General features: G+C 58.0%; 13 protein-coding genes and 1 tRNA gene. 2 read left to right on the forward strand and 12 right to left on the reverse strand.

Annotation, left to right across the window (positions count from 1 at the left end; all coding sequences use genetic code 11):
- The first annotated feature begins 40 nt into the window (after window positions 1–40).
- A complete protein-coding gene (locus QSJ80_RS13685; protein ID WP_285765035.1) occupies window positions 41–958 on the forward strand; it encodes an alpha/beta fold hydrolase in 918 nt (305 codons plus the stop codon).
- 16 nt (window positions 959–974) lie between these two features.
- Here QSJ80_RS13685 and QSJ80_RS13690 read toward each other — a convergent pair whose 3' ends face one another.
- From QSJ80_RS13690 to QSJ80_RS13740, 11 genes are all read right to left on the reverse strand, one after another.
- Entirely contained in the window at window positions 975–1829 is an 855-nt protein-coding gene (locus QSJ80_RS13690; RefSeq protein ID WP_285765036.1) for an endonuclease, read from the reverse strand.
- 299 nt (window positions 1830–2128) lie between these two features.
- Window positions 2129–2205 (reverse strand) — tRNA-Pro (locus tag QSJ80_RS13695).
- A 142-nt stretch (window positions 2206–2347) separates the two neighbouring features.
- Window positions 2348–2716, reverse strand: coding sequence for a MerR family transcriptional regulator (locus QSJ80_RS13700; RefSeq protein WP_285765037.1), 369 nt, complete (start codon window positions 2714–2716; stop codon window positions 2348–2350).
- On the reverse strand, window positions 2697–3002 hold the full coding sequence (gene ihfA, locus QSJ80_RS13705; protein ID WP_285765038.1) for an integration host factor subunit alpha: 306 nt from the start codon (window positions 3000–3002) through the stop codon (window positions 2697–2699). The genes QSJ80_RS13700 and ihfA overlap by 20 nt, the downstream gene beginning before the upstream one ends.
- Before the next feature lie 135 nt (window positions 3003–3137).
- Window positions 3138–5513 carry a phenylalanine--tRNA ligase subunit beta gene (gene pheT / locus QSJ80_RS13710; RefSeq protein ID WP_285765039.1) on the reverse strand — a complete coding sequence of 792 codons (2376 nt, stop codon included), beginning with the start codon at window positions 5511–5513 and terminating at the stop codon, window positions 3138–3140.
- Between the two features lie 100 nt (window positions 5514–5613).
- Window positions 5614–6627, reverse strand: coding sequence for a phenylalanine--tRNA ligase subunit alpha (gene pheS / locus QSJ80_RS13715; protein WP_285765040.1), 1014 nt, complete (start codon window positions 6625–6627; stop codon window positions 5614–5616).
- Between the two features lie 367 nt (window positions 6628–6994).
- Window positions 6995–7354, reverse strand: a complete 360-nt coding sequence (rplT, locus tag QSJ80_RS13720) for a 50S ribosomal protein L20 (protein WP_285765041.1) — start codon at window positions 7352–7354, stop codon at window positions 6995–6997.
- Between the two features lie 36 nt (window positions 7355–7390).
- Window positions 7391–7585 (reverse strand): 50S ribosomal protein L35, encoded by a 195-nt coding sequence (gene rpmI / locus QSJ80_RS13725; protein ID WP_285765042.1) that lies wholly within the window; start codon window positions 7583–7585, stop codon window positions 7391–7393.
- A 248-nt stretch (window positions 7586–7833) separates the two neighbouring features.
- Window positions 7834–8376: a translation initiation factor IF-3 gene (infC, locus tag QSJ80_RS13730; protein WP_285765168.1), complete on the reverse strand. Its 543-nt coding sequence runs from the start codon at window positions 8374–8376 to the stop codon at window positions 7834–7836.
- Window positions 8377–8391: 15 nt separating this feature from the next.
- Window positions 8392–10326, reverse strand: coding sequence for a threonine--tRNA ligase (thrS, locus tag QSJ80_RS13735; RefSeq protein ID WP_285765043.1), 1935 nt, complete (start codon window positions 10324–10326; stop codon window positions 8392–8394).
- Between the two features lie 176 nt (window positions 10327–10502).
- Window positions 10503–10898 (reverse strand): MAPEG family protein, encoded by a 396-nt coding sequence (locus tag QSJ80_RS13740; protein WP_285765044.1) that lies wholly within the window; start codon window positions 10896–10898, stop codon window positions 10503–10505.
- Between the two features lie 219 nt (window positions 10899–11117).
- Between QSJ80_RS13740 and QSJ80_RS13745 the strand changes: the two genes are divergently transcribed.
- Window positions 11118–12020 carry a TraB/GumN family protein gene (locus tag QSJ80_RS13745; RefSeq protein ID WP_285765045.1) on the forward strand — a complete coding sequence of 301 codons (903 nt, stop codon included), beginning with the start codon at window positions 11118–11120 and terminating at the stop codon, window positions 12018–12020.
- A gap of 93 nt (window positions 12021–12113) precedes the next feature.
- Here QSJ80_RS13745 and QSJ80_RS13750 read toward each other — a convergent pair whose 3' ends face one another.
- A complete protein-coding gene (locus QSJ80_RS13750) occupies window positions 12114–15671 on the reverse strand; it encodes an indolepyruvate ferredoxin oxidoreductase family protein (RefSeq protein ID WP_285765046.1) in 3558 nt (1185 codons plus the stop codon).
- Between the last annotated feature and the right edge of the window lie 5 nt (window positions 15672–15676).

Genomic DNA, 15676 nt, shown 5'->3' on the forward strand with positions numbered 1-15676 from the left:
CGCAGTGAATTAGATATAACAACTCACAGAGGAGCATGAAATGCGCAAAATCCCAGTTTTTATATGCAGCTGCCTGCTAGCTTTTCTATCGTCCAATGCCTTCCCCCAATCCAAGATTGAAAAAAATGTCGCCTACGGAATGCATTCAGGTCTCGCTCTATTGATGGATGTCCACTTTCCCGACCAGCCAAACGGTAAAGGTATCGTTTTTATCATGGGTAACGGCTGGCATCAGGAGCTGTCATACGAGGCCCAGCCACTGAGGGAGATGGCGATGTTTCCGGAGTTCGGCGCGCCGGCCTTGGTGAAGGCAGGCTACACGGTGTTTACCATTGATCATAGGGCCGCGCCACGCTTCCACTACCCCGCAGCTGTAGAGGATGCCAGGCGCGCTATGCGGTTTATCCGCCGCAACAGTGAAAAGTACAAAATTGACCCCAATCTTCTCGGAGCCGCAGGTATGTCATCAGGTGCTTACCTCGCCCACATGCTCGGAACCCTCGACGAGGACAGCACAATCGATGGACGCCGCCTGCACAACGACAGTTCAAAGGCCCAGGCGGTTGTAGCACTCGCTGGGCCGGGAGATTTACTTGCGTTTGCCAGCTCACCCGAAGGCGCACGCCATGTGGTTGCCTCATTTTTGGGTGCGGTGTACTGGCAAAGGATGGGTCCGGAGTCCGCTGAAGGAGAACTCTACCGGGAAGCATCACCGGTGGGGCATGTCTCAGCGGATGATGCACCAGTGCTACTGGTACACGGCAAAAAAGACAGAGTAGTGCCATATGCCCAGAGCGAGGCCATGTACAGCGCGTTGCAGGAAGCGGGGGTGGAGTCGCGGTTGGTCACGATACCAGAAGCCGGTCATGATCTGGGCCTATTCCAGGAAGCACCGCCGATCAATGTCCGGCAAGAGATGATCGATTGGTTTGACCGCCATCTGCAAAGCGACGGCTGACGGGACCCGGCTCAATCTACGAACACGCGTTGGAGACAAACAGGTTTTCATTACCCTGAACTCCCGCGATTAGCTGATTACGCTTGCACTCCCAGGAATCAACGGGATCCAGGCGATCCCAGGCAGCAAAAAGCTTTTCCTGTGAACTTGATAGGTTAAGCCCGTAAGTTTCCGACATATAAAAATAGGTCCGGGCGATATTGCCTTTTACGTTTGCTGGAGGCTGGACCACACGACGCTTGAAATCGATCAGCACCGGCACGGCTCCATACTGGCTCGGCATGCCTCCAAGCTCCCCAAATCTGTAGTTCGAACGGTCGCCGTTGATCTCGCCTATCGCAGGTACCAGGTTGTGCATATCCGCTTCTGCCATTGAAAATATCGGATCGTTGCGACTGCAGTTCTTTCGACCACCTGCTTGCCAGCACAACCGCTGATGCCCAATATGCCAGGCCGGCACTATATGCTCCCACTCAATGCGACTGGCTCTGTTAACGTTCTTACGTGGCACAAAACCGCATCCGCTCCAATCCGGAACCAATGTTTTGCCGACCGGAATAAAACGACAATTGGAGTAGAAACCAATCTGAAAGGTGGGATCTTTATATATTTGCGTGCGCAGCACTTCTTTTGCCTGACGAAAGGAACGCACAGACTGCTTCGGTGGCGCCTTCGGAGAATCCGCTACCCGATCAACTGACTGGGCCTGCGCTCTATGGCAGTGGTATTCACCACGCTTGCGGTCGTTATGACAACCCTCGCTGTTCAGACCGCCGGAGTGACCATTTACGAGTGCGCCTGCCAGTAACCCTGCAATCGCAACAAAGGCCGCGCGCGCTATTTTTCGGGAGCGCCCTGCCCCGAATTCCATTCCTTTTTCCAAAATGCAGGCTCGTTATTAGTATTTCTAATAGAACGATAATCCTACCGCATGCAAGGAATAACACGCCACCGTTTGGGTCAGAGTCGACGGCTCGAATTAGTGGGGTCAGAGTTATGACTCTGACCCCTTCAGTCCCAATAGACCGGGAAGAATTTCTGGGGTCACACTCGATAATTTTTGGGGTCAGAGTCGAAGACTCTGACCCCTTTATCAAAACGCGCAGTAGATTGAGCACAAAAGAATCTTTTACGAGGAAGATGTGCGAGGTTAAGAAAAGCAAGAAGAAATGGTCGGGCTGGCCGGATTTGAACCGACGACCACTACACCCCCAGTGTAGTGCGCTACCAGACTGCGCTACAGCCCGACGGAGGAGATCAGTACGCTAAGTTACTGATTTCTAAGGGTTCACTACGATCGTAGCGAGGCGTGCATAATACAACAAGGCGACCGGATTGCAAGTACTGAAATGGCGCCCTGTTCACGCATGACCGGGCAGAATCCGGCCGTCAGGCCTCGGGTTCCAGCAGCTTGAGGACGTCCTCGAGCTCGCGGATCATCTCCGGTATATAGGTAGAAACGCCCTGCTTCGCATTGGGCGCCGGCTCGCCATTGCTGCCCACCTGTTGGCGTGCGCCACCGATGGTGTAACCCTGGTCATACAGCAGGCCACGGATCTGGCGGATCAGGACCACGTCTTCGCGCTGGTAGTAGCGGCGGTTACCGCGGCGCTTGACCGGGTTCAACTGCGGGAATTCCTGCTCCCAGTAGCGGAGCACGTGCGGCTTCACGGCACAGAGCTCGCTGACCTCACCGATGGTGAAGTAGCGCTTGCCGGGAATTACGGGGAGTTCGTTGTTATTCGTCGGTTCCAGCATCTTCTTCCACGCGTGCCTTCAGCTTCTGTCCGGGCTTGAATGTGACTACGCGTCGAGCGGAGATGGGAATTTCTTCACCGGTCTTGGGGTTGCGACCGGGGCGCTGGCTTTTGTCGCGCAGGTCAAAATTGCCAAATCCGGACAATTTGACCTGCTCGTTGTGTTCCAAGGCTGTACGGATTTCCTCGAAGAAATACTCGACGACTTCCTTGGCTTCACGCTTGTTGAAGCCAAGTTCCTCGTAAAGCTTTTCGGCCAATCCGGCTTTCGTCAGTGCCTCTGCCATTGGTTCCCTGCCCAAGAAGTCCCGGCATCCCGCCATGGGAAGGCGGTAATGCGCCCGACGCCGCACAGAGCAGGCCATTGCTGGTCATTCTCTGCTCACCTGCGGCGCCGTCTCTACTGGGCGGGCGGTTATTTCTTACCGCAGGCTGGCGTTATATTTTTGTTCTAGTTTTTCGACCACTGCATTGACAGCGGTACTAATTTCTTCGTCAGTTAGAGTGCGTGATGGATGCTGGAACGTCAAGCCCAATGCCACACTTTTTCTAGAAGAATCAATACCTTTGCCCTCATAAAGGTCAAAAACCTTGAAGTCCGTCACCCATTCACCGGCCGCTTCGCGGGCGCTATTGAGCAAATCCTGTACAGGAATTGAACGGTCCACCAGCAGTGCCAAGTCGCGGCGAACTTCCGGGAACCTGGACAGAGGCTTGAACGCCGGCAGGCGCGCGTCGCCCATGGCAGTCAGGTCCAGCTCGAACAGGTAGGCCGCCTTGGGCAGGTCCAGCTGCTTTTGCAACTGCGGGTGCAGCGCACCGATGATGCCCACCGGCTCGCCGTGGCGCAGTACCTGGGCACACTGGCCCGGGTGCAGTGCCGGGTGGCTGCCTGCCGCAAAGGAGATGGAAGCCGGGTCGGCCGCGTGCGCCAGTACCGCTTCCAGGTCACCCTTGAGGTCGAAGAAATCCACACTGTCGCTGCCGTTGGCCCAGTTCTCCGGCACACGGTTGCCGTAGATGACACCGGCCAGTGCCGGTTCCTGCACCAGCTCCGCACCCGGCACGAAGCGCAGGCCGGATTCGAACAGCCGCACCCTGCCCTGCTGGCGGTTGAGGTTGTGCTGCAACGCCTTGACCAGGCCCGGCATCAGACTGGTGCGCATCACGGCGAGGTCCGCGCTGATCGGATTCTTCAGGGCCACCGGCTCGACTTCCGGATCGAACAGCTTGGAAAGCTCGCGATCGATAAAGCTGAAGGTGATGGCTTCCTGGTAGCCGCGCGCAATCAGGGTGTCCTGCAGCGGGTCCAGACCCATGGCCGCTTCGTCGTCCGGCAGGATGTCCAGCGCCGCGGTGACCGAGCGAGTCGGGATATTGTTGTAGCCGTAAATACGGGCCAGCTCCTCGAGCAGGTCTTCCTCGATGCTGATATCGAAGCGGAAGCTCGGCACGATGAAAGTCCAGCCCTCGCCGTCCTCGTCGACCTTCTCCAGGCCCAGGCGGGTCAGGATTTCCACGATATCGGCATCGGCAATCTCGAGACCGAGGCCGGAAGTCACCTTGGCGCGGCGCAGGGTCACGCGGCGCTCCGCCGGCATGGCTTCCGCCAGTTCTTCCACGATCACCGGGCCCGGCTCACCGCCAACGATATCCAGCAGCAGCTGGGTGGCCCGCTCGATGGCCTGCTCCTGCAGCTGGTAGTCCACGCCGCGCTCGAAGCGGTGCGAGGAATCGGTATGCAGGCCGTAGGAACGGGCACGGCCGGCAATCGCCAGCGGTGCGAAGAAGGCGCTCTCCAGGAAGATATCCCTGGTGGCGTCGGTGACGGCAGTGTCGTTGCCGCCCATGATGCCGGCCATGGCGACTGCGCGCTCATGGTCCGCAATAACCAGAGTATTGGCATTGAGCTTCACTTCCTGCTCGTCCAGCAGCGTGAGGTCTTCGCCCTGCTCCGCCAAGCGCACCTTGATGCCACCCTTGAGGGTATTCAGGTCGAAGGCGTGCATCGGCTGGCCCAACTCCAGCAATACGTAGTTGGTGACGTCCACGATCGGGTCGATGGAGCGGTTACCACTGCGACGCAGCTTTTCCTGCATCCACAGCGGGGTTTCCGCGTCGACACGCACATTGCGGATCACGCGGCCGACGTAGCGCGGGCAGGCATCACCGGCTTCCAGTGCCACCGGCAATACGTCTTCGTTCACCGCCGCAATCGGGGCAATCTCTGGCTCACATACCGCGAGGCGGTTCAGTACACCCACTTCACGGGCAATACCTTTCATACCGAGACAGTCGGAACGGTTCGGGGTCAGGTCCACTTCGATAGCGGCATCGTCCAGCTGCAGGTACTCCCGCAGGCAGGTGCCTGTGGGGGCATCGGCCGGCAGCTCCCAGATACCGTCGTTGTCTTCACCAACCTGCAGTTCGGTCTGCGCACACAGCATGCCGAAGCTCTCGACACCGCGCAGCTTGGCTTTCTTGATCTTGAAGTCACCCGGCAGAACCGCACCCACCAGGGCAAACGGGATCTTGATACCGACGCGCGCGTTCGGCGCACCGCACACTACTTGTTGCTCGCCATCCGGGTGGCCCTGCACCTTACATACGCGCAGCTTGTCTGCATCCGGGTGCTGCTCACACTCGACAATCTCACCCACGACAACGCCGGCAAAGTCACCGGCCACCTTCTCGACCGCGTCGACCTCAAGGCCGGCCATGGTGATCTGGTCTGCAATCTCTTGTGCACTCAGTTCCGGGCTTACCCACTCCCGCAACCAGGATTCGCTGAATTTCATTTCTTATCCATTCGCGGCCTTGTGCCGCGCCTACAAATTCTGTTTCTCGTTTGCGAACTCTGTTCGCCCCAGCTGTCTGCTTGCCTGCGCCGGCAGTCCGTTAGAACTGCTTCAGGAAGCGCAGGTCGTTCTCAAAGAACAGGCGCAGGTCGTTTACGCCGTAGCGCAGCATGGCAAGGCGCTCCACGCCCATGCCAAACGCAAAGCCGGAATACACGTCGGTATCGACACCGCAGTGCTTGAAGACATTCGGGTGGACCATGCCGCAACCCATGACTTCCAGCCAGCCGGTACCGGAGCACACGCGACAGCCTTCACCGCCACAGGAGGTGCACTGAATATCCACTTCCGCGGACGGCTCAGTGAACGGGAAGTAGGACGGACGGAAGCGCACCGGCACTTCGGCCTCGAAGAACGCTTTCAGGAACTGGTCTACGCAGCCCTTCAGGTCCGCAAAGCTGATGTCCTTGTCCACTACCAGGCCTTCTACCTGGTGGAACATCGGCGAGTGGGTTACGTCGGAGTCGCAGCGATACACACGGCCCGGGCAGACGATGCGAATCGGCGGCTCCTGGTTTTCCATGGTGCGGATCTGCACCGGGGAAGTGTGGGTACGCAGAACGGTGGTGTCGTCCACGTAGAAGGTATCGTGCATGGCACGCGCCGGGTGGTGCTCATGGATATTGAGCGCCTCGAAGTTGTGGTAGTCGTCCTCGATCTCCGGACCCTCTTCCACATCGAAACCGATACGCGCAAAGATGGCCTCGATGCGGCGCATGGTGCGGGTCACCGGATGCATGCCGCCCTGGGCTTCACCGCGACCCGGCAGCGTCACATCAATGGTCTCGCTGGCCAGCTTGGCCTCGATGGCGGCGTTTTCCAGGGCAGCGCGCTTGGCGTTGATTTGCTCCTGTACCTGCTGCTTGGCTTCGTTGATTTTTGCACCAGCGGCGGGACGCTCTTCTGCAGAGAGCTTGCCCAGGCTTTTCAGCAGTGCGGTAATCTGGCCTTTCTTACCCAGGTACTCAACACGCACGTGATCCAGCGCAGCAAGGTCTTCGGCCTTGCTTACCAGCGCCAGTGCCTCGTCTGTGAGGATTTGCAAATCTTGCATCAATTACTCCGATGAACGAGATAAATAAAATTCCGGTCGATAGGTTCCGCGATCGATGGGTTCAGGATATGTGGGGTCAGAGCTTACGCTCTGACCCCAGCCGTCCGATTATAGGGGTCAGAGCTTTGGCTCTGACCCCAGGGATCTGCCCCCGACTTAAGGGGCCAGAGCTTTGGCTCTGACCCCAGGGATCTGCCCCCAACTTAAGGGGTCAGAGCCAAGGCTCTGACCCCAATCATTTCTGACCCCATTGATCGTGGCCCTGTCGATACCACAAAAAAATAGGGAAGGACTGCAACAGCCCTTCCCTATCTTGAAGCTGGCAACAAATGTTGCCAAAGCCGGAAGACCCGGCCTTAAACGCTACTTAGGCTGCCAGAGCTGCTTTTGCCTTTTCAACAACTGCAGCAAATGCGGCCTTGTCGTGTACAGCCAGGTCGGCCAGTACGCGACGGTCCAGAGCGATTTCAGCTTTCTTCAGACCAGCGATCAGGCGGCTGTAGCTCAGGCCTTCCTGGCGGGACTGCGCGTTGATACGCGTGATCCACAGCTGACGGAAGTTACGCTTCTTGACACGACGGTCGCGGAAAGCGTACTGACCTGCTTTGATGACTGCCTGCTTGGCAACGCGGAATACGCGTGAACGCGCACCGTAGTAGCCTTTTGCTTGCTTCAGAATTTTCTTGTGACGACGACGCGCCTCAACACCACGTTTTACACGGGCCATAACTCAATCCTCTTAAATACCTTGTAAAACGGCCAATTACTTGGCGCGCAACATACGATCTACAGAGATCGCATTAGACGGGTGCATAATGTTAGTGCCACGCAGGTGGCGCTTACGCTTGGTCGTCATTTTGGTGAGGATGTGGCTCTTGTTCGCGTGCTTGTGCTTGTAGCCAGCTGCGGTCTTTTTGAACCGCTTGGCGGCGCCACTGTGTACTTTAGCTTTCGGCATTTTTAGTACTCCAATTGAAAGTAAATAGTGGGAAGACTGTGGCAAATAGTTAACAAGTGGGGTCAGATCTATTTGGATCTGACCCCATTTATTCGGGGCAGATCTTTCGATCTGACCCCACCAATCACCAGCTTTCAATCTTCCGATTTCAGAGTGAACGAGGCAGCCAAAATTAGCCCAGCCACTCGGTATAGGTGCGACACTGCAGGGCAATGACACCTTAAAAGAACAGGACCCGGAGGGACCTGTTACTTTTTCTTTTTGCTGGGTGCGAGCACCATCAGCATCTGGCGACCTTCCATCTTCGGGTGCTGTTCAACAACCCCCAGATCGACAAGGTCGGTCTCAATACGCTTCATCATCTCCATGCCCAGCTCCTGGTGCGCCATTTCACGGCCACGGAACCTCAGGGACACTTTGACTTTGTCACCCTCTTCCAGGAACTTGGTGATATTACGCAACTTGATCTTGTAGTCGCCAATATCGGTTCCCGGACGGAACTTCATTTCTTTAATCTGCTGCTGCTTCTGCTTTTTCTTGGCAGCGTTTTTGGCCTTCTTGGCCTCAAACACATGCTTGCCGTAGTCCATGATCTTGCAGACTACGGGGTCAGAGTCCGGAGCAATTTCAACGAGATCCAGTGATACTTCCTGTGCAGCGGCAAGCGCGTCATTCAGCGCAACTACGCCTACCTGGTCACCTGCCGGACCGATCAGCCGAACCGGGTCCGCTTTAATCTGATCGTTGGTACGGGCCTTCTTTGTTGCGCCCTTTTGATCGCCTCGTTTAATAGCTAGTGCTCCTAATTAGTTTTTCGCTTCAGAAACAGCAATACGGCCGCGACGGCTCACATCGTCCGCAAGAATCTTTTCAAAGGCCTCAATATCCATGGTGCCCAGATCCTCGCCGGTACGTGTCCGCACGGCCACAGTCCTGTTTTCTACTTCCTTATCGCCGATCACCAGCAGATAAGGGACCCTCTGGAGGGTGTGCTCGCGGATTTTAAAGCCGATCTTCTCGTTTCTCAAGTCACAAACGGCTCGGTAGCCGGCTGCAGACAGGCGATCTTCGAGATTTCGGCAATATTCGGCCTGTCGGTCAGTAATATTCAGGATAGAAACCTGTTCCGGCGCCAGCCAGGTCGGGAAAGCGCCTTCATAGTTCTCGATCAGGATGCCGATAAAACGCTCGAATGACCCAAGGGTCGCGCGATGCAGCATTACCGGGGTCTGGCGCGAGCCATCTTCCGCCACATACTGGGCCTCCAAGCGGCCCGGCATGGAGAAATCCACCTGAATGGTGCCGCACTGCCATACCCGGCCCAGGCAATCTTTGAGGGAGAACTCGATCTTGGGCCCGTAGAAGGCACCCTCGCCCGGCAGCTCTTCCCACGGCAGGCCTTCGGCATTCAGCGCATCCGCCAGCGCCTTCTCTGCCTTGTCCCACATCTCGTCGGTACCCACGCGCTGTTCCGGGCGGGTAGAGAGGCGGTAAATTACGTCCTCAAAGCCGAAATCGCGGTATACGGAGTGCAGCAGCTCCATAAATGTGGCTACTTCCGACTGGATCTGCTCTTCGGTACAGAAGATATGGCCATCATCCTGGGTAAAGCCGCGCACACGCATGATGCCGTGCAGGGAGCCGGACGGCTCGTTGCGGTGGCAGGAGCCGAACTCTGCCATACGCAGCGGCAGGTCGCGGTGGCTGCGCAGGCCCTGGTTGAACACCTGTACGTGACACGGGCAGTTCATCGGCTTGACCGCGAACTCGCGCTCCTCGGCCTTGAGCATGAACATGTCGTCGCCGAACTTGTCGGCGTGGCCTGACTTCTTCCAAAGGGACAGGTCCACCACCTGCGGGGTCTTGACCTCTTTGTAGTCATACTCGCGCTGGCGCTGGCGCATGTACTGCTCGATGGCGGTATAGATGGACCAGCCTTTCGGGTGCCAGAACACCATGCCCGGCGCTTCTTCCTGCATATGGAAGTAGTCGAACTTCTTGCCCAGCTTGCGGTGGTCGCGCTTGGCCGCCTCTTCGATGCGGTGCAGGTAGGCCTTCAGGTCTTTCTTGTTGGCCCAGGCAGTACCGTAGACGCGGGTCAGCATCTCGTTGTCGGAGTTGCCGCGCCAGTAGGCACCCGCAACCTTGGTCAGCTTGAATGCCTTGAGCTTGCCGGTGGACGGCACGTGCGGGCCGCGGCACAGGTCCTCGAAATCGCCCTGGCGGTACAGGGAGATCTGCTCACCCTGCGGAATATCGGAAATGATCTCCGCCTTGTAATCTTCGCCCATACCCTTGAAATAGGTGATGGCGTCTTCGCGCAGCATCACACGGCGCTCTACCGGGATGTCCTGTTTGGCGATCTCGGCCATGCGCTTCTCGATGGCCTCCAGGTCTTCCGGGGTGAACTGGCGTTCATAGGCGAAATCGTAATAAAAGCCGTCCTCGATCACCGGGCCGATGGTGACCTGGGCGGTCGGGTAGAGCTGCTTGACGGCCTGGGCCAGCAGGTGCGCGGTGGAGTGACGGATCACTTCCAGGCCCTCGTCCTGTCGATCGGTGATGATCGCAAGCTGGGTATCGTTTTCGATAACGTAAGAGGTATCGACTTCCTTGCCATCCACTACGCCGGCGAGCGCAGCCTTGGCAAGTCCGGCACCGATATCGGCAGCGACATCGTGAACAGAAACCGGATGGGAGAATTCCCGCTTGGAACCATCGGGGAGAGTAATGACAGGCATGAGACTTCCTTTCTTTCAGTGGCGATCCCTACGAAAGACCGCATGAATAACACTATGCGTGACCGACCGGACGGCCTTTTTGTACTACATAGACGACAAAATGAGGCGGCAGTATAAAGAACGACTGCCGCAAAACCAACCGGGGCCGCGCGGCCCCGCCGTTGAGCCGTGCCGGACTAGCCCAGCACGACCTGCTTCAGATTGACCAGCGCCAGTGCCAGGATCACAACCCAGGAGAAAACGGTACCCCAGTAACGGCAGAAGTGCACACCACCATTACCGGCGGCAAAGCCATAGGCATGACCGATGCGGCCAATCAGGAAAGCGGCCCCGAGGATGTGCAACCACATGCCGGACAGGCCGTTAAGCTCTGCCATCAACAGCAGTGCGATGGCGAAAGGTGCGTTTTCGATCAGATTACCATGGGCACGCACAGCGACCAGGATGTCGTGGCTGCCGTTATCACCCACCCCCACTTTCTGGGCGCGACGCACAACCGTCACACGGTATGCGAGGGCAATATGGAGAATGGCAAGCAGGGCAGCATAAATAGGGGAAATAGTCAGCGACATCCCGGATTCCTTGTTTTTATTACTGTTTACGCGCGGGCGCCGACGGATTCCACGCCGCCCGGACCACGCAGGGAAAAACGAACGCCAAATTCTGCCATCATTTCGCCGTCACGTCAGCGGTTCTGGCCAGCCTATTGCAATCGGCCGGCGCCTTGTCACACTGTTCGCCCTGCCAGGGAAAGCTTATTTATCTGTTAAATATCAAGGATTGAACACCCCATGAAAAACTACCGGAAACCGGCCTGGTTCCAGCAATTGCTTACATTCAGCCTGTTGTTTGCGCTGGCCAACTTTGCCCAGGCCGCCAATGACAAGGCATTGTTCTGGGAGGCGAGCCGCGGAGAAGAAAAACTCTACGTGCTGGGCTCCATCCATGTTGCCAACGAAGACTTCTACCCGCTGCGTGCAGACATCGAGAAGGGTTTTGCCGAGGCAGACGCCCTCGTTGTAGAGGCGGACACAGTGGAATTCTCGCAGAACATGGAAGCACAGAAGAAAGTCGCGGCCATGTCCCTCTACCCGGTGGGCACCAACCTCAAGACCGAGCTGAGTGCGAGTACTTACAAGATGTTCGCGGACTGGGCCGCCAGCCGCGGCGTACCGGAAGCCATGCTCGCCCAGCAAAAGCCGGCGATCGCCATGCTCTCCATCAGCATGCTGGAGTTCCAGCGCATGGGACTGAGTGCACAGCACGGTATTGACCTCCACTTCCTGCAGGCGGCCTACGGGAAAAACGGCAAGATTCTGGAACTCGAGGGTGTATTGCCGCAGCTCGAGATCCTCAACAACCTGCCGCAACAGGATCTGCTGCTGCGCAAGACCCTGCAGGAAGTGGACGAAATGGAAACCATGCTGCCGAAGATGACCAGCCTGTGGAAAAGTGGGGATGCGGCAGGCCTGTACAATATGTTTATCGGTGAGCCTCTCAAGGAGCAACCGGAAATGACGAAGCTTTACGAAATGCTGTTTTTCGAGCGCAACCGCAATATGGCCGGCAGAATCGACAACCTCAGCAAGGAACATGGCAAGCTGTTTGTGGTGGTCGGTGCCGGACACCTGGTTGGCCCGGGCAGCGTTATCGAGGAGCTGGAGAAGCGCGGTTTCCAGCTGGCGAGAAAATAATAGCCACCGCTCAAAAGTAAACGCAAATAGACGCAAAAGGCCGGCTGAAATCAGCCGGCCTTTTGTTTTTGACACAGTCAGAGCACCGGGCTACTAGCCACCGGGCGCATATTTCTGCTTGGTCGGGTCGAACTCCTGTACCGGGCTGTTGGCAGCCTCCGGGTTACGGAAGCGCTCCGTCAACAGGCGCAACTCCAGCCTGGTCTGCTCGATATTGGCATCCTTGACCGGGCCGTAACCGCGAATCATATCCGGGTAGTTCAGCAGGTCTGCAGCGGCGTCCAGGTTCTCGGCGTTCAGATCACCCAACACCTGGTCCACCAGCTTTTCATAGTCGCGGATCAGGGCGCGCTCATCGCGGCGTTCACGGTTGTAACCGAAGATATCCAGCGGTGTACCGCGCAATATCTTGAGCTTGGCCATGATGCCGAATGCCTTCATCATCCAGCCGCCGAATTTCATTTTCCGGGGGCGACCGATCAGCGGGTCGAAACGACTCAGCAGCGGCGGCGCCATATGGAAATCCAGCTCGAAATCGCCATCGAAATTCTCGGCGATCTTTTCCGCAAAGCGGCCATCGGTATAAAGGCGTGCAACCTCGTATTCATCCTTGTAGGCGAGCAGCTTCGCATAGTTCTGCGCAACCGCTTTGGAGAGCTCCGAGGAATCCCCATCTATGGCAACTTCCGCCTCGCGCACCTTTTCCACCAGCTTCAGGTAGCGGGTGGCCAGACGCTTGCTCTGGTAACCGGTCAGGTGCTCTGCACGATGGGCAATAATGTCGTCCAGGGTCTGCGGCAGTTTGATGCCGATTTCCTCGCCGTCCAGCATTGCATCCAGCGCGGCGCGATCGGCATAGGCCAGGCGTCCTGCAGAAAACGCCTGCAGGTTGGCCTTGATGGCAACGCCATTCAGCTCGATTGCCTGCTCCAGCGCCGCACGACCGACCGGCAACAGGCCTGCCTGCCAGGCGTAGCCGAGCATGAAAATATTTGCGGTCATCGTATCGCCGAGCGCGGCTTTGGTCAGGGCATGGCCCTCCACCGAAGACATCTCCATCACTGCGGCGCTGATGGTGTCGAGCACCGCCTGCGGCGAGCTAACATCCTCGCGCCCGATCACACTGGCAGCGGTTGGCGTCAGGTGGGTGTTTACCACCGCACGGCTGTGGGTTTCATCCAGCTTGGCCAGGCAGGATTGCAGGTTGCCCGCAGCGATCAGGTCGCAGGCCAGCAACGCATCGGCGCGGCCATCGGAAATGCGCACCGCCTGTAGCTGCTCCGGCTGGTTGCCAAAGCGAATGTGGGAATAGACCGCACCACCCTTCTGTGCCAGACCGGTCTGGTCGAGCGTGGTGGCCGCCTTGCCTTCGATGTGCGCCGCCATGGCCAGCAATGCACCGATGGTAACCACACCAGTACCGCCGACACCGGTTACCAGCAGGTTGTACGGGTCAGTAATCGCAGGCAGTTGCGGCTCCGCCAGCTTGTCTGCCGCATCGCACAGGGCATCACCCACGCCAGCAGGCCTGCGCAGCTTACCGCCCTTGACGGACACAAACGACGGACAGAAACCGTTCAGGCAGGACATATCCTGGTTACAGCCGGTCTGGTTAATACGGCGCTTGTCGCCGAGCGGCGTCTGCACCTTCTCCACTGCAATACAGCTGGACTGCTTGACGCAATCACCGCAGCCTTCACACACCAGGTCGTTGATAAACGGGCGCGCTTCGGCTTTTGGCGCCAGGCCGCGCTTCCGCCGGCGACGCAGTTCGTTGGCACAGGTCTTGTCATAGACAATGACCGAGACGCCCTCCTCTTCACGCAGTTCCTGCATGATCGCTTCCATATGGTCGCGATGACGAATCTCCACCTCCGACGGGAACGTGAGTACGCCCTTATACTTGTCGACGTCATCCATCACCAGCACGACGCGTTTGACACCCTCTGACAGCACCTGGGTGCAGATCAGGTCCGGGTGCAGCTCACCATCGTGCGGCTGGCCGCCGGTCATGGCGACCGCATCGTTGTACAGGATCTTGTAGGTGATATTCACCTTGGCCGCGACGGAGGCGCGGATAGCGAGGATGCCCGAATGGAAATAGGTACCATCGCCGAGGTTCACGAAGACGTGCTTCTCACTGGTAAACGGCGCCTGGCCGATCCAGTTAACACCCTCCGCGCCCATCTGGGTAAAGGTATAGGTTTCACGATCCAGCCACTGCGCCATGTAGTGGCAGCCGATTCCCGCCAGCGCACGCGAGCCTTCCGGCACCTTGGTGGAGCGGTTGTGCGGACAACCGGCACAGAACATCGGCAGGCGCGATACGCTGCTACCAGCCTGGTGCGCGATACGCTCGGCCAGCGCATTGAGGCGCTGCAGGCGATGCTGGGCACGCTCGCCGAGCTGGTCCAGCGGCAGGATCTTGCCGAGCACTTCGGCAATAATGGCCGGCGACAGCTCGCCGTACATCGGCATCAGGGCCTGGTCGTTCTCGTCGACCTTGCCCAGAATTTTCGGGAAATGCGGATCCTTGACGTGTACGTTGTACAGCTCTTCTTTCAGCTGCACTTCCATCAGGCTGCGCTTCTCTTCCAGCACCAGCAGGTAATCCAGGTCCCGTGCGAACTCCTGAATGCCCGGCACGTCCAGCGGGTAGGTCATGCCAACCTTGAGAATGCGGATACCCAGGTCTTTGGCCTTTTGCTCGTCGATACCGAGGTCTTCAAACGCCTGCATCAGGTCCATATGGGCCTTGCCCGCGGTAACGATACCGAGGGTTGCACTATCGTTTTCCAGTACCACCTTGTTGAGCTTGTTGGCACGCGCAAATGCCAGCGCCGCCGGGCGCTTGTATTTCCACAGGCGCTCTTCCTGCGCCAGCGGCGCATCCTGCTTGCGGATATTGAGACCGCCCTCGGGCACTTCGATTTCCGGGTAGCTGAACTGCACCCGATCCGGGTCTATCTCCACCACCGCGGCGCTGTCCATGTTCTCCGCCAGGGTGATCAGGGCTACCCAGCAGCCGCTGAAACGGGAAAGCTCCAGGCCGTAATGCCCGTAGTCCAGCACTTCCTGCACATTGGAGGGGTTCAGCACCGGGATGTGCATATCCACGAATGCAAACTCGGACTGCCCCGGGTAGGAAGATGACTTACAGCCGTGGTCATCACCGGCGACAATCAGCGCACCACCGTGCTTGGAGGAGCCGGCAGCATTGGCGTGGCGGAAGGCATCACAGGAGCGGTCTACACCGGGGGTCTTGCCGTACCAGATGCCGCAGACACCGTCGTAATCGGCGCCGTCAAACAGCCCCACCTGCTGGGAGCCCCAGACGGATGTGGCGGCTAGTTCCTCGTTCACACCGGGAATAAAGCGGATATTGTGCTCATCGAGATACTTGCGGGCGGCGGTCAACTGGGTGTCATAGCCGCCGAGGGGTGAGCCGCGGTAACCGGAAATAAAGCCGGCGGTATTGAGGCCGCGGGCGCGATCCATCCGCATCTGGTCGATTGGCAGGCGAACGAGCGCCTGAATGCCGGACATCAACACCTGCCCCTTCAGGGTGGTGTAGCGGTCATCGAGGGACACGGCCTTGCGCGGAGACTCGCTGCCAGCGCCATCGCCTGCCGGGCTACTGCTTGCGACCATAGAAA

The organism is Biformimicrobium ophioploci, from assembly GCF_030270605.1.
In the GTDB taxonomy this organism is placed as follows: Bacteria; Pseudomonadota; Gammaproteobacteria; order Pseudomonadales; family Cellvibrionaceae; genus Biformimicrobium; species Biformimicrobium ophioploci.